Here is a 20455-nt window from a genome sequence, read left to right as displayed (position 1 = left end):
AACTAGTCAGTTCAATACACCGAACTGGTTGGGACATTTGAGCGGTGGCGAACTGTGTCCGGCCCGGAAGGGTCCGGTGTGTACTGGAGGAGAAGCGATGAGATCGCTCGTCGTCGACCCGGCCGCGTCGTCCGGGCTGCGCATCGAGCAGCGACCGGAGCCGGCCCCCGGCCCCGGTCAGGTGCTGATTCAGGTCGAGGCGGTCTCGCTCGTCGACCGTGACCTCGTCTACGCGCCGCGGATGCTCGGCGCCGGCGGGGTGTGGGGCTTCGACGCGGCTGGAACCGTGGTCGAGGCGGCGCCCGACCCGGACGCCCCGGGCTCCGTGTCCGCGCTGGCCCCCGGGACCCGCGTCGTCACCCTGCTTCCCGCGCCGGGAGCCTGGTCCGAGCTGGTCGTCAGCGAGGCGGCCGACGTCGCGTCGCTGCCTGGCTCCGTCGACGCGGCGACCGCCACGGCGCTGGCCCTGCCCGGCATCTCGGCTCAGCAGTCGCTGCGCGAGGTCACCCCACGACCGGACCAGCACGTACTGGTCACGGGGGCATCCGGCGGGGTCGGCTGGTACGCCGTCCAGCTCGCCGCGCTCGCGGGCGCGCGGGTCACCGCCCTCGTGCGCGACCCGGCAGACGCCGCAGCGCTGCGCGAGGTCGGCGCGTCAGCCGTCGTCACCGACCTGGCGGACGTCGCTGGCTCGGTTGACATCGTGATCGACATCGTCGGCGGCGCCGTGCTCGCGTCCGCGGTGTTGCTGCTGGGCGAGGGCGGGGTGGCGGTCGCGGTCGGCGCGATCTCCGGCGAGCCGACGGTCCTCGCGCCGGACGCCCTGGCGAGCCCGGCGCGCCGGCGGCTGCAGGGCTACTGGGGCCACTGGCCGGTCGGCGGCGAGCTACGCGAGCTGACCGGACTGGTCGCCGCCGGCCGGTTGCGCCCGGCCGAGCACTCGCGCGTCAGCTGGCGGGCGGTCGACGACCTGGCCGCCGGCTATCTCGACGGGAGCGTCCGCCGCCGCCGAACCGTCCTCGCGGTCGACTGACACAAGATGACCACCTACTGGCCTTGACCTGCTGGAGTTTGGTGAGCACCGAATGCGAGCCAGAATCGGCGGTCTGGTGGGACGATGTGCATCACCGGGACGGGGTCGTGCCGCCGTCTTGGTCGATGCCGTCTAGGTGGTTTCGGACGCGGGGGGTGCCAGGTGAACGACGGCCTGACAGCCGTCGAGCTTGCCACCGCATTCCCGGACCGGGCGGCGGCTCTGCCCGTGTTGCGGCTCGCGGGCTTTCCTGACGTCCACATCCCGTTCGACGCCGCGACGCCGTTGCAGTTCTGGGACGCGGTGTGCCAGGCGCTGCGCGCCGGTGTCATGAAGGAGGGGCAGGCGCGGCTGTTCGCCGCGGCTCGTGCGCTCTATCCACACAATCCCGCGTTCACCGGGAACGGGACGGCCTCCGACGTCGCGCCCGGGCCGCCGGGCGTCGGGCCTGCTCCCGACCCGCCCTGGCAGCTGCCCCCACCGCCGGCTCTGGTCGTCGCTCGCCCGGAGCTGGAGGTCGAGCTGCTCGCGGCGCTGCTGGGCCCGGCCGGCCCGGTGGCTGGGAGGACGACCGGCATCGAGGGCGAGGGCGGCTTCGGCAAGACCACGCTCGCCGCCGCGGTCTGTGCCCGCGATGAGGTACGTCAGGCGTTTCCTGGCGGCCTGCTGTGGGTCGAGGTCGGGGAGGAACGCCACGGTGCCGCGCTGGCCGCCCTGCTCGATGACCTGGCCATCAGCCTGGTGGGTGCCCCGGCTGGGTCCTCCGACCCAGCCAGGGCCGCGGCCCGGGTCGCCGCCCTGCTCGAGGCCCGGCCTCCGGTGCTGCTTGTGGTCGACGACGTCTGGCGGGCCTCCCAGCTCGCCCCCTTCCTGGCCGTCGGCCGGGCCTGCGGACTGCTCGTCATCACCCGCATCCGTCGCGTTCTGCCGGTCGGTGCCCGGTCGCTGCTGGTCGATCAGATGGCCGACGACGAGGCTCGGGAACTGCTGTGCGGCCCGGTGGACGGGCTCCCCGAGCCGCTGGTGGCGGACCTGCTCGCCTGGACAGGAGGCTGGCCGCTGCTGCTCGGCCTGGCCGGTAGCCAGCTCGCCCTCGCCGTGCGGGAGCGCGCCGGCCTCGAGCAGGCCGCTGCCTGGCTTCTTCGGCAGTTGGTCAACGACGGGCCGGCAACCTTGGACGTGGCGGATGAGCGTGACCGCCAGTTCAGCGTGCGAGCCACCATCAACGCGAGCCTGTCCCAGTTACCCGAAGCCAGCCAACGTCACTACCTGGATCTCGGCATCTTCCCCGAGGACACCTACGTGCCGATCGAGGTCGTCGCGTTGCTGTGGGGCCGTGCCGGTGATCCTGATGGCCGCGAGGCCCGCAGGCTGTGCGACCGGCTGGTCGACCTGAGCCTGCTGCGCCGCCGGTGGAGCGACGACGGCCCGAGGTTCGGCCTGCACGACGTGCTGCGGGCTCACCTGCGCAGCGAGCTCGGCACGGCCGGGCAGAAAGCGGCGCACGCCGCGCTGGTCGCCGCCTTCCGCGTCCTCGTGACCGGCGCGGACGGGCGGGGCCGGTGGTGGCTGCTGCCCGACGGCCCGGTCGGCGACTACCTGACACGCCGACTCATGCACCATCTGCGCGCCGCAGGCCTGGTCGACGAGGCCGGCGCGCTCGCCTGCGACCCGCGCTGGATCGAAGCCTCGATCCAGCGCACCGGGTCCAGTCTGGCGGTCGAGGCCGACCTGGCGAGCACGGGCGGTGAACGGGCGCCTCTGTTCGGGCGAGTGCTGGCGGGCAGCGCCCACCTGCTGACCGGCGCGCCCCTGCCGGGTGGCCTCGGCCCGACCTTGGCGGCTCGACTCGCCACGATCCCCGCTCTCGCAGCCATCGCCGAGTCCTACGCCGAGTCCTTCGCTCATCCATATCTGGGCGTCGTCTGGTCGACCGAGGCCACCAGCCAGGCTCAGCGGCGCGTCCTGGCCGGCCACACCGACGCGGTGACCGCCGTGGCCTTCGCGTCAGACGGTCGTCTGCTGGCCACTGGCAGCCGAGACGGGACGGCACGGTTGTGGAACACGGACAGCGGCACCGAGTCCGCGGTTCTCACTGGCCACCCCGTCTGGGTGCGCGACGTGCGGTTCTCACCAGACGGCCGGCTGCTAGCCACCCTCGGCGATGACGCGACGCTGCGACTGTGGAAGATCGACCGCCCTTTCGAATCCGCCGTTCTGGTCCGTCACCTGAGCTCGGTCGCCGCGGTCGCGTTCTCGCCGGACGGCGGTCTGTTCGCCACCGCCGAGGACGGCCGCGTGCGGGTGTGGGAGGCGGCCAGCGGCGTCGAGCGCGCCGTACTGGTCGGCCACGTCGGCTGGGTGGTCTCGGTGGAGTTCTCGCCGGACGGCCGCCTGCTCGTCGCCGGGGGCGAGGACGGCTCGGTGCGGGTGTGGGAGACGGACAGCGGCGTCGAGCGCGCCGCGCTGACCTTTCGTGGCGGCCAGGCGCGGGGGGTGATGTTCTCGCCGGAGGATGGCCGTCTGCTGGCCGCCGCTGACAGCCACGGGACCGTGTGGCTGTGGGATATCACCAGCGGCGCCGTGCGCGCCGTCCCTGACGACTCCCGAGTTCAGGCGGCGGAGTTCTCCCCGGACGGCAGGGTGCTGGCCACCGCCGGTGGCCTGTTGGAAGGGTCAGTCCGGTTGTGGGACACCGCCGGCGACGCCGAGCTCGCCGGACTCGCCGGTCACAGTCGGTCGGTGCGGGCAGTGGTGTTCTCGCGGGATGGCCGGCTGCTGGCCACCGGTGGGGACGACGGGACGGCGCGGTTGTGGGAGACGGACCGCGGTGCCGAGCTCGCGGTGCTGACCGGTCACCTCGGGGCCGTGGCGGATGTGGCGTTCTCGCCAGACGGCCAGCTGCTCGCCACCGTCAGCGACGACCGGACGGCACGCCTGTGGGACGTCTCCGGCGACATCGGACGCGCCACAGTACCGGCCGGCCTTGGAGAGGTACGGGATGTCGTCTTCCGCCCGGATGGCGAGCTGCTGGTCATCGTCAGCCCCGACGCGACGGTACGGCTCTGGGAGGCACGTAGCGGCATCGAGCGCGCCGCCTTCGCCAGCCACAGTGGCGGCTGGGCGGCCGTGATGGCGTCGTCGCCGAGCGGTGATCTGCTGGCGATCGGCGCGGAGGACGGGACGGTGACCCTCCGGGAAACCGCCGACGGCACCGAACGCGCCGCTCTGAACGGCCACACCGCACTGGTGATCTCGACGGTGTTCTCATCCGACGGCGCGTTGCTGGTCACCGCTGCCGACGACAACACGGTGCGGATCTGGGAAACCGCCGACGGCGCGGAACGCGTGGTGCTGGCTTTTGCCAGCGGCCCGGTGCAGGTATTGGCACTCTCACCGGACGGCACGCTGCTGGCTACTCGCCAATACGGGGGGCCGGCGAGGCTGTGGGACACGACCAGCGGCGCCGAGCGGGCCGTTCTGGGCAGCCCCGACAACACGGGGCAGGCCGTGGTGTTCTCACCGGACGGTCGGCTGGTGGCCGCGTCCGGGGACGAGGACGGGACGGTGCGCATGTGGGAAACAGCCAGCTGCACCGAGCTTGCCGTGCTGGTCGGCCACGCCGGCTGGGTGCAGGAGGTGGCCTTCTCGCCGGACAGCCTGCTGGTGGCTACGTTTGGCGACGACGACGGGACGGCGCGATTGTCGGAGACCGCCACCGGGGTCGAGATCGCCATGCTTACCTGCCGCCTCGGAGGCGTGGAAAATGTGGTGTTCTCACCGGACAGCCGACTGCTGGCGACCGTCAGCGATGAGGGAATAATTCAGCTGTGGGATACCGCCAGCGGGGTCGAACATGCCGCATGGGCCGCTGGCCGATATGCCGCAATGACGTTCTCGCCGGACGGCGGGCTGCTGGCTTCTACTGGCCCTGAGGACGGCACCGTGCGGCTGCGGGACGTGGCCACCGGCACCGAGGTGACCGCCTTGAGGGTCGGCATGAATGTCTCCGGGATTCGATGGCGCGACGACTGTCTCTGCTGCACCACGACTCTCGGCGCCGTGCTGCTTCGCTGCCATCGCTAGCCAGCCCTGGTCCAGCCTGTCCGGCAAAGCACGGCTCTATGGACCGGTGCCCGGTGCCTGGCGTCTCTGTTCCTCGCGACACGGTGGCCCCGTCAAACTTGGATCAAGGTCGCGAGGTCGCCGAGCGAGAGCGGCCTTCTGATGCGTCTCCGTTACCTGGTTAGTCGGCCGGTCTGTCGGCGCGTGGGCCGCCATCGGCCCGCAGGCCGTCGAGCATCACGGTCGTGAGGTGGTCGTCGGCGCGGGCGCCCGGGCGGCAGAGCATGACGTTGAGCAGGCCGACGACCTCGGCGGGCGGGATGTCGGCGCGCAGCGACCCTTCGCGCTGCGCCCGCGCGGCGATCTGCGCCAGCAGGGCGTTGAGCTCCGTGACCAGGTCCTGGACCTGGGAACGCGGTGGCTGGCCGCCGGCCAGCTCCTTGATCAGGGCCAGCGGCAGGTCCGTGCAGCGCCGCACCAGTTGGAGCAGGACCTCCCACCCGGTCAGGCTCCGGGCCTGTTCGGCGTGGCCCGCCGCGAGCAGCTGCCCGACGGCGTCCGCGGCGATGTCCTCCAGGAGGGTCCGCCGGTCCGGGAAGTGCCGATAGAGCGTTCCGACGCCGAGGCCGGCCGTGCGCGCGATCTCCTCCATCGACACCGCCGCCCCGTGCTGGGTGAGCAGCCTGCTCGCGGTGGTGACGATGAGCTCGCGGTTACGGCGGGCGTCGGTGCGCACGACGGCGACCCCTTCGATCGAACCCCTCAACGAAACGGAACTGGAGGTTCATGTTACGGTCCGCCTGGTAGCGGAACCGGAACGTCCGATTCACCTTGGAGGGATCGTGAAGATCGGTCTGTACGTCAACGGGGTCGGCCCGAGCCCACAGGCGCTCATCGACCAGGTCCGGGCCGCCGCGGCCGCCGGCCTCGACAGCGCCTACTTCAGCCAGATCTTCTCCTGGGACGCGCTCACGGTCGCCGCCCTCAGCGCTCAGGCGGCACCGGGCCTCGCGCTGGGCACGGCCATCGTGCAGACCTACCCCCGGCACCCGATCGCGCTTGCGGGACAGGCGCTGACCGTGCAGGCGGTCAGCGGGCAGCCGTTCACGCTCGGGGTCGGCCCGAGCCATCCACCGATCATCGAGGGCATGTTCGGCTACTCGTACGACAAACCGGCTCGGCATGTCCGCGAGTACCTGTCGGCGCTGCTGCCGCTGCTGCGCGGCGAGCAGGTTGATTACCACGGGGAGACACTCACCGCGACCGGCGCGGTCGACGCGCCGAACACGCCACCGCCGTCGGTGCTGCTGTCCGCGCTCGGGCCGGTGATGCTGCGGATCGCAGGCGAGCTCGCCGACGGCACCGTGACCGTGTGGACCGGTTCCGAGCTGATCGGGGACTACATCGCCCCGACCCTCACCGAAGCGGCCACGAGTGCCGGGAGGCCGGCTCCCCGGATCGTGGCGACGGTGGTGGCGAGCGTGACCGCGGATCCCGACGCCACCCGGCGGTGGGTCGCCGAGCAGGTCGGGTTCGCCTCCCAGTTCCCGGGCTACCGGGCCGTGCTGGAGCGCCAGGGACGCTCGGGTGTCGAGGAGACGGTCATCGCCGGTGACGAGGACGCGGTGGCGCGGGCCCTCGGTGAGTTCGCGGCGGCCGGCGTCACCGAGCTGGTCGTCGGCCCGGTCGGCGACGAGCGGGAGTGGACCAGGACGCTGGAACTGCTCGCCGCGCTGCGTGGGGAGCTCGCCGCGGTGTGACCTGATGCGCCGCGCCCGGCACGTTCACCCTGCGCGCGGCCGCCCCCTCATCGTGTCCGACGTTGCGGGGAATCCTGTCAGACGTCGGGGCCACGACCAGTACCGTTTCGTGGCCCCGACGTCTGACAGGACGTGCAGGATCCCCAGGTGCCTCCACGACGCGCGAGGGGAGCAGCCAGGCCGCTGCTGGGTCTGACTCGTCGAGCGGGCAGACAGAGCCTTGCCTAAGGCAACGCTAAACCGGCTCCAGTGGCCGGTACGGCTTGCCGGGAAGCTCCACGATGATGGTGTCGCTGGGACGCACCGTACCGCCCTGTCTCACGATGCTCATGATTCCGGCCTTGCGCACGATATTCCCCGCCTCATCGCGGCCCACGACCTGCTTCAGCAGCCCCTCCTGGAAGTTGTCGATCTGGCGGCAGGGATTGCGCAGACCAGTGACCTCCACGACCGCCTCGGCGCCGATGTGCAGCAATGTGCCGACGGGCAGGTCGAGCAGAGCGATGCCACGTGTCGTGATGTTCTCGCCGAGTTCACCGGGCGCTACCGTGAATCCTTGCCACCTACCTCGGCGAAGAGTTCCTCGTGGATGAGGTGGACCTGCCGCAGATTGGGCTGGGTGGGATCCCGCGCGACGCGTGAGCGATGCCTGACCGTCACACCCGCGTGCACGTCCCCTTCTACCCCGAGCCCGGCCAGCAACGTGATGCTGTCCCGGTTCGGCTTGGTGAACGAGTACTGGCCTTTGCTGCTGACCGCGGTCACCGTCGCGCCCATGTTCTTCACCCTCACAAGCGAAGCCCTGATCGCCGCCGGCGTGTTGCCGGCGTCGTGATTCTGCCGCATTCGCGACGACGGCGACACGGTCACGGCGATCTTCAGGGAGCGGGGGAGCGGGCGCCTGCGTCACTGGTACAGGCCCGGCTCGGGCTCCCAGCCTTCGAGTACGTGGCGGCCGATCTCGATGTGCTTCCAGGCGACCGGGTCGTGCAGCGAGAGCGTGCGCGCGTTGCGCCAGAAGCGGTCGAAGCCGAGCTCGCGCCTCGCGGACCGGGTGCCCATCAGTGCGAAGATCTCCGAGGTCGCGCGGACGGCGGCGCGGCTGGCCGTGGCCTTGGCGGCGTAGATGGGCACGGCCAGCTGCGTGCGGTCGACCTGGCCCGCCTCGAAGGCGTCGAGCAGGTCGCCGGTGGCGATGACGGCGGTGTAGGCGGCGACGAGATCGGCGGTCAGCTCGCCGGCCAGGGCCCGGACGGTGGGGTCCTCGGAGGCCTGCTCGACGTCGGCCGACGGCCATGGTCGGCTGCGGTCGCGGACGAACGGCGCGGCGGCGCGCAGCGCGGCGATGCCGAGGCCGACCAGCTCGGCGGCGAAGCCCGCCTGGAAACGCGGCCCGGAGTGCGGCATGAGCCCGGTGGCCAGCAGGCCGCCGAGCAGCGGGGAGACCTCGACCTCGGTGAAGGTGATGGTTCCCGACTCGGTGGCCCGCTGGCCGAGCGCGTCCCAGTCGTAGGCGATGCGTACGCCCGGCGCGTCCGGCGGCACGAGGAACGTCCTGACGCCGTCCAGCGGGTTGGCTGCCCCGGCGACCGGGTCGAAGGCGGCCACGGCGATCAGGTCCGAGCCTGCGGCGCCGGTGGTGTAGATCTTGGTGCCGTCGAGCAGGTAGGAGCCGTCGTCGCGGCGGTGCGCGAGCGTCGTCATCGGGCTGTCGACGCGCCGGCCGTTCTCCGCCGCGGCCAGGCCGATGACCTGGCGCTGGGTGACGAGCAGCTCGCCCAGCCGGGTCCGCAGCTCCGGGCCCGCGGTGATGTGCAGCTCGCGGACGCAATCCTCATGGACGCGGAAGATCTGCGCGACGGAGCTGTCCGCGACGGCCATGCGCACCTGCGCCTCCAGCGTCAGCCGGTGTGACGCGGCGATGCCGCCGAGCTCGCGGGGCAGGGAGGCGAAGGTGATGCCCGTCGGCTTGAGCGCGGTGATCGACGAGGCCGGGTAGCGCCCCCGCGCGTCGTGCTCGGCGGCGGCCGGCTCGACCTGCTCGTCGAGCACGGCCTGAAGGCGGCCGAGAACGCCGCGCTCCTCGTCGTTCAGACGCGGTGGTGGGAACGCCCGGTCCAGCAGCCCGCGCGCGGCGAGAGCGGATTGCACGGAGGTGGTCATGCGTCGACTCCCGGTGGTGGGTTCGGCGCTGCGGCCGAGTGCGGCGACACGTGGGGTGAAAACTGTCGAAAAGGTACCTTAACCAGCGGTTTTGTAGAATTCTCCCGTGGCTTCGCCCGGGACCCGCTCGTCATCCTCGCCCGACCCCGAGGTCCTCTGGTACCTCACCGCCCCGGACGGCCGCGCGCCATGGTCACCCAGTGGCGTGCGCGACGTGGACTTCGCCTACCTCAAGCAGCTCGCGGGTGCCATCGACGGTCTGGGTTTCGATGGCGCGCTGCTGGCCACCGGCCCGCACGACGTCCACATCCTGGCCGCCGCCCTCGCCTCGCACACCGAGCGGATGCGCTTCCTGCTGGCCGTCCACCCGCCGCTGTTGTCACCGATGCTGGCCGCCAAGATGACCGTCACGCTCGACCAGTTCACCCGCGGGCGCGTCCTGCTGAACATCGTCAACGGTGACGCCGCCACGCTCGCCTCGATGGGCTCGACGCTCGCCCACGACGACCGCTACCGCTACACCGACGAGTGGATCCCGGCGTGGCGGGCCGCCGTCGCCGGCGAGGTCGTCGACGTCGAAGGCGACTTCGTCACGGTGCGGGGCGGCAAGCTGGCGCTGCCGTCGGTGCAGAAGCCCACGCCACCGCTGTGGTTCGGCGGAGCGTCGCCTGCCGCGGTCGAGGTCGCCGCGCGCCACATCGACACCTACCTCGTCTACGGCGACACCCCGGCCAACACCGCCGAGCGGATCGGCCGGGTCGCGGCGCGTGCCGCCGAGCTCGGGCGGACCCTGCGCTACGGGATCCGGCTGTACGTCGTCGTCCGCGACACCGACGAGGAGGCCTGGGCCGAGGCCGCCCGCATCCTGCGCACCATGGACCCGGCCGTCGTCGCCTCGATCCAGCGGGCGTTCGCGGGCACCGATTCGCAGGTCCAGCAGCACCAGCTGGCGCTGCACGGCGGCCAGATCCCGGACGACCCGCGAGCGCTCGAGTTCGACGACGCGCTGTGGTCGGGCTTCGGCCTGGTGCGCCCCGGCGCGGCGACGGCGATCGTCGGCTCGCCCGCGACCGTCCTGCGCCGGCTGCGCGACTTCCAGGCCGTCGGCATCTCCACCTTCATCCTCTCCGGCGTCCCGCTGCTTGAGGAGGCGTACCGGTTCGCCGAGCTGGTGCTGCCCGCCCTCCAGGAGACCGAGGGCCTGCCTGGCGGCGACGCCGCGCTTGGCTACGGCACGCTCGTGGGGGAGGGGCGGCGATGAGCGGGCACCCGCCGGCGGGCGGTGCGACGCACCCGCTGCGCTTCGGCGTCTGGGCGCTGATCAACGGGACCTGGGCGTCGCTGCACCACCCCGACGACCCGCCCGACGCCAGCTACCTGCGCAACCGGCGGCAGATCGTCGAGGCCGAGGCGCTCGGCTACGACACGACGCTGGTCGCCCAGCACACGATCAACCCTTGGAGCGACGAGCTCGACGGCCTGGAGGCATGGACCGCGTCGGCCGCGCTGGCCGAGGCGACGGAGCGCATCGAGATCATCACGGCGATCAAGCCGTTCCTGTACCACCCGGTCGTGCTGGCCAAGCAGGCCCTGCAGATCGAGGAGATCAGCCAGGGCCGGTTCGCCATCAACCTGGTCAACGCCTGGTACAAGCCCGAGATCGAGAAGGCCGGGCTGCCGTTCCTCGAACACGACGAGCGCTACGCCTACGGCCGCGAATGGCTGACGGTCGCGCGCTCGCTCCTCGAAGGCCGGCGCACGACGTTCCACGGCCGGCACTTCGACGTCGACGGCTACCTGCTGCGCCCCGAGGACCGCTTCCGGGACCGCCCGCGTATCTATCTCGGCGGCGAGTCCGAGCCGGCGCGCGCGCTGGGCGCCGACCTCGCGGACCTGTACTTCATCAACGGCCAGCCGATCGAGCGGGTGCGCGCCATCGTCGCCGACGTCGCGAGCCGTGGGCGCGCCGGCCAGCCGCCGCTGCGCTTCGGGCTGTCGGCGTTCGTGATCGCGCGCGAGACCGAGGCGCAGGCGCGCGAGGCACTCGCGTTCGCCTGGGAGATCGCGGCCAGGGACGAGCCGAAGGTGGCGGAGATGTTGAAGCACATCGACACCAAGGCGGTGATGTTCCAGACCCACGCCCAGTTCCCCGCGATCGGCACCAACGGCGGGACCGCGGCCGGCCTCGTCGGCACCTACGACCAGGTCGCCGAGCGGATCCGCGACTTCCACGCCGAGGGGATCGAGACCTTCATGCTGCAGTTCCAGCCGTTCGAACCGGAGATGCGGCGGTTCGCCGAGGAGGTCATCCCCCGGGTCCGCCGCCTGGTGCCATCCGCCGGTGGGGGATGGGCGGTGGCGCCGTGAGCCACGGGGCCGTCGGCGGCGAAGCCGTCGGTGCGCACGTCGTTGGCTCCGACGCCGAGGCGCTCCAGATCGCCGACGCGTTCGCCGCGACGCTGCGCGACGGCGCGGCCGAGCGCGACCGGCAGGCGCGGGTGCCGGTGGAGGAGCTCGCGGCGCTGGGCCGCAGTGGGCTGCTCGGACTGACGGTGCCGGCGCGCCTCGGCGGCGCCGACGTGTCGGCCGTGACCCTCGCCGAGGTGTTCCGGCGGCTCGCGGTCGCGGACCCGTCGGTGGCGCAGGTGCCGCAGAACCACTACGTGTTCGTCTCGGTCCTGCGCCACGACGGCACCGAGGAGCAGCAGCGGCGGCTGCTGGGCGACGTGCTGACGGGCGCGCGGTTCGGCAACGCCCTGTCGGAGCGCGGCACGAAGCACGTCATGGACATGCGGACCCGGCTGCTGCCGGCGGCCGACGGGACGCTGCGCCTGAACGGCACCAAGTACTACTGCACGGGCGCGTTGACGGCGACGTGGATCCCGGTGTTCGCGCTCGACGAGGCGGACCGGCTGGTGGTCGCGTACGTCCCGCGTGACGCGGACGGCGTGGAGGTGCTGCAGGACTGGAGCGCCTTCGGGCAGCGGGCGACGATGAGCGGCACGACGCGGCTGACGGACGTGGCCGTCGCCCCGGAGAACGTCGTGGCGCACTGGCACACGTACGAGCGGCCGCAGGTGGCCGGCGCGTTCGGCCAGATCCTGCACGCGGCCATCGACGTCGGCATCGCGGGCGCCGCGCTCGCCGACGGCGCGCGGTTCGTGCGCGAGCAGGCCCGGCCGTGGTTCGAGGCCGCCGAGGAACGCGCCGCCGACGAGCCGCACGTGCTCCTGCGCTTCGGCCAGCTCGGCGCCAAGGTCCACGCCGCGGAGGCGCTGCTGCGGCGGGCGGCCGAGACGCTCGACGCGGCGGCCGCACAGGGGCCCCGGCCCAGTGCCGAGGCCGCGGGCGCGGCGTCACTGGCGGTGGCCGAGGCGAAGGCGTTCGGCGGCGACGTCGCCGTCGAGGTCGCCAGCGAGATCTTCGGGCTGATGGGCGCCTCGGCGTCCGACGCGGCGCACGACCTGGACCGTCACTGGCGCAATGCCCGTACGCACACCCTGCATGACCCGGCGCGCTGGAAGTACGTGCACAACGGCAACCACATCATCAACGGCGTGCTGCCACCGAACCACGGCCTGGTCTAGGCGCGCGTCGTGGCAGGGATCCGGGCGGGTGCGCGGCCACGCGCGAGCCTCGGCCGTCGACGACGTGCGGTCAGCGGCGCTCGGCCAGGTACCCGGCGAGGTGGTCGATCACCTCGCGCGCGTCGTCCTCGATGCCGTGGATGAAGGTGGACTTCCGCCGCCGCAGCAGCGGCAGGCCCAGCGCGTACAGGCCCGGGACGCCGAGCACGCCGCCCTCGTGGCGCAGGCGGCCCTTCGCGTCCAGGGCCGGCAGGTCGAGCCACTGGTAGTCGGGTCGGAAGCCCGTCGCCCACACGATCGCCCGGATCTCCCCGCTGCCCAGGTCGAGTCGCAGCCGCGTCGTCTCGGGCACCTTCGTCGGCGCGAACCGCTCGGGACCGCCGAGCTCGCCGCGCGCCCGGGCCCCGTCCACTCGGGCGCCGTCCATCCGGGCCCATTCGTCGAACGTGTCCAGCAGGCGTTCCAGCTTGAGGTCCGCGAGCGAGAACAGGTTGCGCAGGCCGCCGGAGAACAGCGCTTCGCCGTCGCGCACCGCCGCCCAGCGGCCCACCAGCTCGACGCCCATCGCGGCGAGCGCGTTGAGATCGAGCGTCCGGCGCTCGGGCGTCCCGACGAGCTGCGGCGAGGGCAGCCGCCGCGCCCGGGTGAGGTCGTCGACCTGATCGTGCCGCTGGTCCCACACGCCCGACGCGTCCATCCACCACAGCACGTCGCGCCCGCGGTACAGGCGCGGCAGCCGCACGTGCTCGCCCACCGACAGGGTCACCGGCCGGCCCGACCGCGCCAGCTCGGCCGCGAGCTGCACGCCGGTCGCCGACGCTCCGACGACGAGGACGCCRCCGTCGGGCAGCTCGTCGGGGCCGCGGTAGTCGAACGGCGTCAGCTGCTCGACGGCCGACGGCACCGCMTCGGCGAACGGCGGCACCGTCGGTCGGTTGCAGGCGCCGCTCGCGATGACCACGGTCTGGCAGCGAATCTCGCCGTGGCTCGTTATGACGTCGTATCCGTCATCTGCGTGTCGCACCGACGACACGTTCGTGCCGGTGCGGACGGGAGCGCGCGAGACTTCGGCGAAGCGCTCGATGAACCCGATCACCTCGCCCATCGTCATGTAGCCGTCGGGATCGGGGCCTTCGTAGCGCTGGTTCGGCAGGTGGGTCTGCCAGTTGGGAGTGAGCAGCCGCAGGGAGTCCCAGCGTTCGCGTCGCCAGGAGTTCGCCACCTCGCCGCGTTCGAGCACGACGTGGTCGACCGACCGGTCGCTCAGGAAGTGGCTCGCGGCGAGGCCCGCGTGCCCCGCGCCGATGACGACGGTGCTGGTGCGCTCGATGGCCGGCCTCCTCGCAGCTAGTTCCACCCGTCTGACCAGTGTATTGTCGAGAATCCCCACGGGGAATCTGGGGAATAGGACTAGAGGGGGCCACGCAACATGACCACGGCTGACAACGGAGTCAACGTCCAGGCGCTGCTCGACGCGCGCGAGGTGCTGAAGGGCGCGCCCGAGGCCGCGCAGTTCACCTGGCGGGCATCCTCCACGTGGAAGCAGGGCGTCCACAGCACGACCTCGATCCAGGGCTTCCACGGTCTCGGGGCGGAGCAGAGCCACAAGGCCGAGACGGTGTTCGACGCCGACCACCCCGAGGTCTTCGCCGCCGAGGACAACGGCATCACGCCGATCGAATACCTCCTCGTCGGCCTGGCGAGCTGCCTGACAGCGGGCGTGGCGTCCGTCGCGCAGAACCGCGGCATCCAGCTGCGCTCGGTCGAGGCGCAGCTCGAGGGCAAGCACGACATCCGCGGGATCCTCGGTGTCGACAGCGACGTTCGCAACGGCTTCAACGACATCAAGGTGACCTTCACCATCGACGCGGACGCCTCGGAGAAGGACATCGCCGCCCTGGTGGCCCAGTCCCAGAAGCGCTCCGCCGTGTTCGACGCGCTCACCAACCCCACCAACGTGACGGTCGAGGTCGCCTGAGCGTTGAATGCGTCCGTGGCGTCAGCCTCGGCGAGGGCACCCGGCTCGGTCGGCAGTGTCGAGACGCGCTACCTCGACCTGCCGAGGCCGGTGCGTCTCGACTGCGGACGGGAGCTGCACCCGGTCCGGGTGGCGTACGAGACCTACGGCGCGCTCGCGCCCGGGCGCGACAACGTCATCCTGGTGTGTCACGCGCTGAGCGGTGACGCCCACGCGGCCGGCGTCTCGCGCACACCGCCCGAGCAGAGCACCCGCGACGGGTTCGGGGCGCGGGACCGCGACGGCACCGCCGGCCCGGGACTCGGCTGGTGGGACGGGATGATCGGCCCCGGCAAGGCGTTCGACACCGACCGGTTCTTCGTCGTCGCCACCAACCTGCTCGGCGGGTGCCGCGGCACGACGGGGCCGTCGTCCGTCGACCCGGCCACCGGCCGGCCGTACGGGTCGGACTTCCCGGTCATCACCGTCGCCGACATGGTGCGCACCGAGCGCGCCTTCCTGGACGAGCTCGGTATCGAGCGGCTCGCGGCGGTGGCCGGTGGCTCGCTCGGTGGCATGCAGGCGCTCGAGTGGGCGATCCTGTTCCCCGACCAGGTCGACGCCGTCGTGGTCATCGCCAGCACGCACGCCCTGTACCCGCAGGGCCTGGCCTGGAACGCGATAGCCCGTGACGCGATCATGCGGGACCCGGACTGGCAGGGCGGCCACTACTACGGCACGGGCCGTGCGCCCAGCGCGGGCATGGGCCTGGCGCGGATGGTCGGCCACGTCACGTACCTGTCGGCACCGGCGCTGGACGACAAGTTCGGCCGGCGCCTGCAGTTCTCCGACGACATCCGCTACACGATCACCGAGCCGGAGTTCGAGGTCGAGAGCTACCTGCGCCACCAGGCCGACTCGTTCGTCCGGCGCTTCGACGCGAACACCTACCTCTACACGTCGCGCGCGCTGACGTACTTCGATCTCGGCCGGCAGCACGGCGGCGGGTCGCTCACGCGCGCGCTCGCGAACGTCTCGGTACGGGCGCTGCTGATCGCGTTCAGCTCCGACTGGCTGTACCCACCGGCCGCGTCGGCGCAGATCGCGGACGCGCTGCGGGCCCTCGGCAAACCGGTCGAGTTCCACGTGATCGACGCGCCGTACGGCCACGACTGCTTCCTGCTGGAGGAAGCTAGGCAGACACCGATCATTCGCCGTTTCCTGGAGAGGCCTTCGTGACCGACCAGTCCGCCCGCGTCGAGGAAGCTCGTGCGTTCGGGTTCGAGACACGGCAGCTGCACGCCGGGCAACGACCCGACCCGAACACCGGCGCGCGCGCGGTGCCGATCTTCCAGACGACCAGCTACGTGTTCGAGGACCCGGAGTCCGCGGCCGCGTACTTCAACCTGCAGGAGTACGGCAACACGTACTCGCGCATCATGAACCCGACCGTCGCGGTGTTCGAGGAACGGGTGGCGAACCTCGAGGGCGGCGTCGGCGGGGTGGCGTTCGCCAGCGGCATCGCCGCGCAGGCGGCCGCGCTGTTCACGCTGCTGGCGCCGGGTGACCACGTCGTCTCGTCCTCGGCGCTCTACGGCGGGACGGTGAACCAGCTCAAGCACCTGCTGCGCAAGATGAGCGCCGAGCTGACGTGGGTCGATCCGGACGATCCGGCGGCGTGGCGGGGCGCGGTGCGCGCGAACACGAAGGCCTTCTTCGGCGAGACGATCGGCAACCCCGCCGGGAACGTGCTGGACATCCGGACCGTGGCGGACATCGCGCACGAGCACGAGCTGCCGCTCCTCGTCGACAACACGTTCGCCACGCCATACCTGTGCCGGCCGATCGACTGGGGCGCCGACATCGTGATCCACTCGGCGACCAAGTTCATCGGCGGCCACGGCACGAGCATCGGCGGCGTCGTCGTCGAGGCCGGCACCTTCGACTGGTCCAACGGGCGGTTTCCCGTCATCGCGGACCCGTCGCCGGCCTACCACGGCCTGCGGTTCCACGAGACGTTCGGGACCTACGGCTACCTGATGAAGCTGCGGGCCGAGACCCTGCGCGACCTCGGCGCGACGCTCGCGCCGCTGAACGCGTTCCTGTTCCTGCAGGGGCTCGAGACGCTGTCGCTGCGGATGGAACGCCACGTCGAGAACGCCCGGGCGGTCGCGGCGTTCCTCGAGTCCCACGAGCTGGCGTCCAACGTGACCTATTCCGGCCTGCCGACGAGCAAATACCGCCCGCTGGTGGACAGGTACCTGCCGCGCGGCGCGGGCGCGGTGTTCTCGTTCGACTGCGCCGGCGGCCGCGACGGCGGCCAGGACCTCATCCGCGGCGTGACGCTCTGGTCCCACCTCGCGAACGTCGGCGACGCGAAAAGCCTGATCATCCACCCGGCCAGCACCACGCACCGCCAGCTGAGCGACGACGAGCTCCGGGCATCCGGCGTCGGGCCGGGGACGGTGCGGCTGTCGGTCGGCCTCGAGTCCGTCGAGGACCTGATCTGGGACCTGGAACAGGGTTTCGCGCACGTCGCCGCGGCAGCGGGAAAGAGGTAGCGACAACGTGACCGATCTCGGGGACGACGTGACCGATCTCGGGCGCTACCAGGACCCGCGAACGATCCAGCGCGTGCTGCACACCGCGCGGACGGTCGCGGTCGTGGGGCTGTCGAGCAACGAGCTGCGGGCCAGCTACTTCGTCGGCTACTACCTCAAGCGGCACGGCTACCGCGTCATCCCGGTGAATCCCCGGGAGACGGAGATCCTCGGCGAGCGGTGTTACCCAAGCCTGGCCGACGTGCCCGTGCCGGTGGACCTCGTGAACGTCTTCCGCGCGCCGGACGCGCTGCCGGCGATCGCGCGGGAGGCCGTGGCGATCCACGCCAGCGCCCTCTGGTGCCAGTTCGGTGTGATCAACGAGGAGGGCGCGCGGATCGCCGAGGAAGGCGGTCTGACGGTGGTCATGGACCGCTGCCTGAAGATAGAGCACGCGCGCTACGCGGGCCGGATGCACTGGCTCGGCTTCAACACCGAGCGCATCACCTCCGTCCGCGCCGGGCTCCAGTAGCCGGCAGGCGGACGTTCGCTGCCAGCGTCACCTTCGCGGACTGACTCCGTCAGCGAGAGAGAACGCCTCATGGTCGAGACGCCACGTGTCGTCCGTCGTCTGGCAGAGGTCGGCTCGCCAGCTTGCCAACCTGCCGCGAAGCGTCGCCACCAGCATGCCCGACTCGGACCAGACAGTGCCGGCGCCCGCGCGTTCCGCCACGGCGGCGGCCTCTTCCGCGACGGCATAGGCGTCGCGACGGGAGGATTTCCGGTACAGGAATGTCGCGTACCTGAGCGCGCATTCGAGTCGGATCGGATCAGCCGGTCCCAACATCGACGCCGCCGACTGAGCCTTCTCATAGAGGTCCGTTGCCCGTGCGACGGCGGCGGCGTATCCCTCGGATGATTTGGTCAGCGGCACCGCTTTGGCTGCTAGTTCGGCCTGAGCCGTCAGCGCCTTGACATCCATCATGGATAGTCCTCGGGTCAGAGTTCTCGGCTGGGAAAGATCCACAGCCAARCCCCCCCTGACGTGTCAGACCATAGCATCGCGAAGACGGGCCGTCGGCCGAACGCGGTATCGGCATCGGGCATCGAGGTGGCGACGCGACGTGGGCATGGCCACGATCGCCCGATGACGGCCGCCGCCGCGACGGCACTGTGCTGCGCCGGGGATCCTCGTCGCGGTCAGTCGCTCGTCCGGTAGTGATCCCGCATCGCCGGGTAGTAGTCGCGGTCGAAGTCGACGGCGGCCGGGTCGCCACCGGTCTCCGCCGCGATCAACCGGTCGAGGTAGTACTCCCACCCGGGCCCGATGTTCTCGGCGGCGTCGGGAGCGATCCCCGGCTGGGAGAAGGTCAGGGTGGTGACGCCGTCGGTCTCGGTGAGCTCGAGGTCGAGCAGCCAGCCGTCGTCGCCGGCGCGGGTGCTCACTCGGAGCACGTGTGGCGGCGTGCACTCGCGGATCTCCACGTCGGACGGCGGCCCGTCGCCCTCCTCCGTCATCCGCAACTTCACCCGGCCCGATGCGGGGTCTCCGGTGAAGGGGCCGATCCAGCGGGCCAGGCGCTCGGGCTCGGTGACCGCTGCCCACACGTCCCACACGGGCGCGCGGAACGTGCGCGTGAGGACCAGTACGTGTTGTTCGCCCCGTCGCTCGATGCGGCCGGTCGGCTTCGGCGTCATGCGGTCTCCTGTTCGGGCTGGCGTCGGGTTGTCGCGGCGCGGCGGTCGCGGCCGGCGCGGCGCACCTCCGTGTCGAGGGCGTCGAGGGCGTTGCCCGACAGCAGTGCGCCCAGGTCGGGCGCGGCGAGGCCGGCCAGGAACGCGCGGACCTCGTCCAGCCCCGCCGGGCGCAGCGTGTAGTGGCGTTCGCGGCCTCGGTCGACGACGTCGACGAGACCTGCCTCGGTCAGCAGCCGCAGGTGCTTGCTGACCGCCGGGCGGGACACGTCGTACGGCGCGGCCAGGTCGACCACCCGCCGCGGCCCGGCGGCGAGTCGCCGAAGCAGCGACCGCCGGACCGGGTCCGCGAGCGCRCCGAAGACGTCCACCCGAAAATGGTAACCTTTCAGTTACCATTTCGGCAAGGAGCTGGTGACCGCCGCGCCGCCGCTCGCGCCGGTCGCCTTGATCGCGCTGATCGCCCTGGCCCGGATCTCCGACGCGGCCCGCGGCCCGCGGCCCGCGCCCGTGCTGGCGCGCTCCGGGCACAAACGGGTGTTCAGCGGCGTTCAGGTGGTCAGGTGCGCCACCGTCGAGGGGACGAGATGCCAGAGACCTACAGCAGGGACCCTGCGGCCATTTCGCGGCTTACGCCGGAGCAGTACCGGGTGACCCAGGAAAGCGGCACCGAGCGAGCGTTCACCGGTGAGTACTGCGACAACAAGCGGCCGGGGATCTACGTCGACGTCGTTTCCGGCGAGCCTTTGTTCGCGTCGGTGCACAAGTTCGACAGCGGCACCGGCTGGCCGAGCTTCACGGTGCCGATCGAGCCGGGCAACGTGATCGAGAAGGTCGACACCAGTTACGGGATGCGGCGTACCGAGGTCCGGTCGGCGCACGGTGACAGCCACCTCGGCCACCTGTTCGACGACGGCCCGGCGGACGCCGGCGGCCTGCGGTACTGCCTGAACTCGGCGGCCCTCCGCTTCGTCCCGGTGGACGAGCTGGAGAGCGCGGGCTACGGCGCCTATCGGCAGCTTTTTGAGGACAAAGAGGGGAAGGCGGAGTAGATGAGCACCGCGACGGAGAAGGCCGTCCTGGCCGGCGGCTGTTTCTGGGGAGTCGAGGAGCTCGTCCGCAAGCTCCCCGGCGTGCTGGACACCGAGGTGGGTTACACCGGCGGCGACGTACCCAACGCGACGTACCGCAACCACGGCACCCACGCCGAGGCACTGGAGATCACCTTCGACCCGGCCAGGATCTCCTACCGGGACCTGCTGGAGTTCTTCTTCCAGATCCACGACCCGTCGACGAGGAACCGGCAGGGCAACGACGTCGGCCTCAGCTACCGGTCGGCGATCTTCTACACCGACGAGGAGCAGAAGCGGGTCGCGGAGGACACCATCGCGGACGTCGACGCCTCCGGCATCTGGCCGGGGAAGGTCGTCACCGAGGTCGCTGCGGCCGGTCCGTTCTGGCAGGCGGAGCCAGAGCACCAGGACTACCTGCAGAACTACCCGGAGGGCTACACCTGCCACTACGTGCGGCCGGGCTGGAAGCTCCCCCACCGCGCGGAGTCGGCGGCACACTGACCGCTCCTGACTGACCGCTCCTGATCGAGGGGCACCCCGCGCCCGGGTGCCCCTCGCCTCGACGGCTACCGGCTACCCCTG

General features: G+C 71.6%; 18 protein-coding genes and 1 pseudogene. 12 read left to right on the top strand and 7 right to left on the bottom strand.

Annotated elements, in window-relative coordinates; genetic code table 11:
* Positions 1-97 precede the first annotated feature (97 nt).
* Positions 98-1033: a zinc-binding dehydrogenase gene (locus BCD49_RS25000; protein WP_007509018.1), complete on the top strand. Its 936-nt coding sequence runs from the start codon at positions 98-100 to the stop codon at positions 1031-1033.
* A gap of 162 nt (positions 1034-1195) precedes the next feature.
* The gene (locus BCD49_RS24995) at positions 1196-5119 is read left to right on the top strand and encodes an NB-ARC domain-containing protein (RefSeq protein WP_007509020.1); all 3924 of its coding nucleotides are present in this window, start codon (positions 1196-1198) and stop codon (positions 5117-5119) included.
* A gap of 160 nt (positions 5120-5279) precedes the next feature.
* Here BCD49_RS24995 and BCD49_RS24990 read toward each other — a convergent pair whose 3' ends face one another.
* Positions 5280-5834, bottom strand: coding sequence for a TetR/AcrR family transcriptional regulator (locus BCD49_RS24990; protein WP_007509022.1), 555 nt, complete (start codon positions 5832-5834; stop codon positions 5280-5282).
* 106 nt (positions 5835-5940) lie between these two features.
* On the opposite strand from BCD49_RS24990, the gene BCD49_RS24985 reads away from it, so the two are divergent.
* A complete protein-coding gene (locus BCD49_RS24985) occupies positions 5941-6858 on the top strand; it encodes a TIGR03564 family F420-dependent LLM class oxidoreductase (RefSeq protein ID WP_007509023.1) in 918 nt (305 codons plus the stop codon).
* Between the two features lie 235 nt (positions 6859-7093).
* Here the strand turns inward: BCD49_RS24985 and BCD49_RS46485 are convergent.
* Both BCD49_RS46485 and BCD49_RS24975 read right to left on the bottom strand, forming a co-directional pair.
* Positions 7094-7635: pseudogene (locus BCD49_RS46485) on the bottom strand (MOSC domain-containing protein).
* 129 nt (positions 7636-7764) lie between these two features.
* Positions 7765-9021 carry an acyl-CoA dehydrogenase family protein gene (locus BCD49_RS24975; protein WP_007509029.1) on the bottom strand — a complete coding sequence of 419 codons (1257 nt, stop codon included), beginning with the start codon at positions 9019-9021 and terminating at the stop codon, positions 7765-7767.
* 106 nt (positions 9022-9127) lie between these two features.
* Between BCD49_RS24975 and BCD49_RS24970 the strand changes: the two genes are divergently transcribed.
* Genes BCD49_RS24970 through BCD49_RS24960 form a run of 3 tightly spaced genes read left to right on the top strand, consistent with a single transcriptional unit; the run spans position 9128 to position 12608 of the window.
* Positions 9128-10282 (top strand): LLM class flavin-dependent oxidoreductase, encoded by a 1155-nt coding sequence (locus BCD49_RS24970; RefSeq protein ID WP_007509032.1) that lies wholly within the window; start codon positions 9128-9130, stop codon positions 10280-10282.
* Positions 10279-11388, top strand: a complete 1110-nt coding sequence (locus BCD49_RS24965; RefSeq protein WP_007509034.1) for an LLM class flavin-dependent oxidoreductase — start codon at positions 10279-10281, stop codon at positions 11386-11388. Before BCD49_RS24970 ends, BCD49_RS24965 begins: the two co-directional genes overlap by 4 nt.
* Positions 11385-12608, top strand: coding sequence for an SfnB family sulfur acquisition oxidoreductase (locus BCD49_RS24960; RefSeq protein WP_007509036.1), 1224 nt, complete (start codon positions 11385-11387; stop codon positions 12606-12608). The genes BCD49_RS24965 and BCD49_RS24960 overlap by 4 nt, the downstream gene beginning before the upstream one ends.
* Positions 12609-12678: 70 nt before the next feature.
* Here BCD49_RS24960 and BCD49_RS24955 read toward each other — a convergent pair whose 3' ends face one another.
* Positions 12679-13965 carry an NAD(P)-binding domain-containing protein gene (locus BCD49_RS24955; RefSeq protein WP_241832392.1) on the bottom strand — a complete coding sequence of 429 codons (1287 nt, stop codon included), beginning with the start codon at positions 13963-13965 and terminating at the stop codon, positions 12679-12681.
* 72 nt (positions 13966-14037) lie between these two features.
* Here BCD49_RS24955 and BCD49_RS24950 point away from each other — a divergent pair, with 72 nt between their 5' ends.
* From BCD49_RS24950 to BCD49_RS24935, 4 genes are read left to right on the top strand one after another with little or no spacing between them, the layout of a single operon-like run.
* Complete coding sequence (locus tag BCD49_RS24950) at positions 14038-14586, top strand: OsmC family protein (RefSeq protein WP_007509040.1); 549 nt, start codon at positions 14038-14040, stop codon at positions 14584-14586.
* Positions 14587-14601: 15 nt separating this feature from the next.
* Positions 14602-15804: a homoserine O-acetyltransferase MetX gene (gene metX / locus BCD49_RS24945; RefSeq protein WP_007509043.1), complete on the top strand. Its 1203-nt coding sequence runs from the start codon at positions 14602-14604 to the stop codon at positions 15802-15804.
* A complete protein-coding gene (locus BCD49_RS24940) occupies positions 15801-17126 on the top strand; it encodes an O-acetylhomoserine aminocarboxypropyltransferase/cysteine synthase family protein (protein ID WP_007509045.1) in 1326 nt (441 codons plus the stop codon). The genes metX and BCD49_RS24940 overlap by 4 nt, the downstream gene beginning before the upstream one ends.
* A 7-nt stretch (positions 17127-17133) precedes the next feature.
* Positions 17134-17637 (top strand): CoA-binding protein, encoded by a 504-nt coding sequence (locus BCD49_RS24935; RefSeq protein WP_007509047.1) that lies wholly within the window; start codon positions 17134-17136, stop codon positions 17635-17637.
* A gap of 27 nt (positions 17638-17664) precedes the next feature.
* Here the strand turns inward: BCD49_RS24935 and BCD49_RS24930 are convergent, their stop codons facing one another.
* The 3 genes from BCD49_RS24930 to BCD49_RS24920 form a co-directional block, all read right to left on the bottom strand.
* Entirely contained in the window at positions 17665-18090 is a 426-nt protein-coding gene (locus BCD49_RS24930; RefSeq protein WP_007509049.1) for a hypothetical protein, read from the bottom strand.
* 215 nt (positions 18091-18305) lie between these two features.
* The gene (locus BCD49_RS24925) at positions 18306-18803 is read right to left on the bottom strand and encodes an SRPBCC family protein (RefSeq protein WP_007509050.1); all 498 of its coding nucleotides are present in this window, start codon (positions 18801-18803) and stop codon (positions 18306-18308) included.
* Positions 18800-19171 (bottom strand): ArsR/SmtB family transcription factor, encoded by a 372-nt coding sequence (locus BCD49_RS24920; protein WP_007509052.1) that lies wholly within the window; start codon positions 19169-19171, stop codon positions 18800-18802. Before BCD49_RS24920 ends, BCD49_RS24925 begins: the two co-directional genes overlap by 4 nt.
* 216 nt (positions 19172-19387) lie before the next feature.
* Here BCD49_RS24920 and msrB point away from each other — a divergent pair, with 216 nt between their 5' ends.
* The gene (msrB, locus tag BCD49_RS24915) at positions 19388-19852 is read left to right on the top strand and encodes a peptide-methionine (R)-S-oxide reductase MsrB (protein ID WP_007509053.1); all 465 of its coding nucleotides are present in this window, start codon (positions 19388-19390) and stop codon (positions 19850-19852) included.
* Positions 19853-20374, top strand: coding sequence for a peptide-methionine (S)-S-oxide reductase MsrA (msrA, locus tag BCD49_RS24910; protein WP_007509055.1), 522 nt, complete (start codon positions 19853-19855; stop codon positions 20372-20374). It abuts the gene before it with no gap.
* Positions 20375-20455: the final 81 nt, after the last annotated feature.

The sequence above is a fragment of the Pseudofrankia sp. EUN1h genome, assembly GCF_001854645.1.
Taxonomy (GTDB): domain Bacteria; phylum Actinomycetota; class Actinomycetes; order Frankiales; family Frankiaceae; genus Pseudofrankia; species Pseudofrankia saprophytica.
This window is presented reverse-complemented; position numbering and strand designations above follow the sequence as displayed.